The sequence below is a fragment of the Luteibacter sp. P4_E6 genome, assembly GCF_056401535.1.
Genome location: NZ_JBFUJE010000687.1, coordinates 1 through 1,797, shown reverse-complemented (window position 1 = coordinate 1,797; position 1,797 = coordinate 1). Strand labels below are relative to the sequence as shown.

Below are 1,797 nucleotides of genomic sequence, written 5' to 3'. Positions count from 1 at the left end.
GAACCGGGCTGACCCTCTCACTGAGATGGACATTCGCGGTCGGATATCCAAGGGTGCGGCCAAGCTGCTGGCCGTGCTCGACGTGCCCGTCGATCACGAAGGGGCGGCCGAGCAGTCGCGTCGCCTCGGCGAAGCGGCCCTCACCAAGCAGGGTGCGCACCTTCGACGACGACACGCGCTCGCCGTCGATAATGACCGGGGGCACGGCGTGGGCCGTGAAACCGAGCTCGGCGCCCATGCTCTGCAGCAACGCGAAGTCGCCGCCCCGGCGGTGGCCGAAGCGAAAATCCTCACCGACCCAGACTTCCCGGGCGGCCAGCCGGCCAACGATCACGCGACGGACGAAGTCTTCGGCCGACATGGCGGTGAGCGCCTCGTCGAAGCGCAGCGACAGCAGCTCGCGAATGCCCGCGGCCGACATGCCTTCAGCCTTCTCACGCACGCCGGAGAGGCGCGGTACGGGCTCCTTCGAAAAGAACGCCCGCGGTAGGGGCTCGAAGGTGATCACGGCGGGCACGAAGCCACGCGCCTCGGCGCGACGGCGCACCTCGTCGAGGATGGTCTGGTGGCCGAGATGCAGGCCGTCGAAAGCGCCGATCGCGACGACGCTGCCCTGGGGTGCCAGGCAGGGTCCGTCGACGTCGCGATGGAATCGCAGCGTCATGCGTGGGCGTCCTGGAAGCGATGCGGAATAAAAGCCATCGGGCCAGTATAGCCGGCCCATTGCGCCGCACAATGCGAGTCGCCTGGCCCGCCGCCGAGTCTCAGCGGGTGCGCAGGTCGCGCAGGCGGAAACCCATCGCGAACAGCGCCACGAGGTAGGCGCCACCGCCGGCGACCACGAGTACGGCCAGACGCCATACGCGCTCCCACTTCTCGACATCGGTCCACTCGGGCCAGACGGCGAGGCCAGCCAACAACACGGCGACCATCGCTGCGCAGGCCACGCCCAGGCGCAGCAGGTGCCGGGCCCAGCCGGGCTGGCGCTCGTAGACACCGGCCTTGCCCAGCCAGCGCCAAAGCAGGATCAGGTTGAGGTAGCTGGCCAGCGCGCTGGCCATGCCCAGGGCCATGTGCAGGCCGGGAATAGCCGAAAGCGCAGCGAACCACGAGCCGGCCTTCTGCGCCGGGCTCGCCCAGAGAAAGAACAGCAGGGCCAGGAAGGCCACGTTGAAGACCATGTTGGCCACCAGCGAGGCGACGCCGGCACGCACCGGGGTACGGGTGTCCTTGCGGGAGTAGAACGCCGGCAGCACCACCTTGACCAGGGCGAACGCGGGCAGACCGAAACTCAGGGCCGAAATCGACAAGGAGGCCATCCGTGTATCGAACGCGGTGAATGCGCCGTGCTGGAAGATCGTCGCCACCAAGGGCACCGAAAGGATCATCAGCGCGAACATCGCCGGCACCGCGATCAGCAGGGTCGTCCGCAGGCCCCAGTCCAGCGCCCGCGAGAACGCTTCCTTGTCCGCGCCGACGTGATGGCGCGACAGCGACGGCAGGATCACCGTGCCCAACGCGACGCCGAACACGCCCAGCGGCAGTTCGAGGAAGCGATCGGCCTGGGAGAGCCAGCTCTGCGACCCCGCCACCAGCAGCGAAGCGATCACTGTATCCAGCAGCAGGTTGATCTGGGCCACGGAGGACCCGAACAGGGTCGGCACCATCAGCCGCATGATCCGGCGCACGTCCGGCGAGCTCCAGCCCCATCGCGGCAGGGCGAGCAGATCGAGGCGGCGCAGCGTCGGCAGCTGGAAGGCCAGCTGGAGGATGCCGGCGACGAGGATCGCCCAGCCC

Annotated in this window: 2 protein-coding genes; both read right to left on the bottom strand. The window is 68.7% G+C overall.

From position 1 onward, the window contains the following. Positions 1-664, bottom strand: a 664-nt coding sequence (ribF, locus tag AC1DT2_RS22415; RefSeq protein ID WP_477298831.1) for a riboflavin biosynthesis protein RibF, incomplete at its 3' end; no start/stop codon positions are given. Positions 665-764: 100 nt separating this feature from the next. Then, a partial coding sequence (gene murJ / locus AC1DT2_RS22410) for a murein biosynthesis integral membrane protein MurJ (RefSeq protein WP_477298830.1) occupies positions 765-1,797 on the bottom strand: 1,033 nt, incomplete at its 5' end.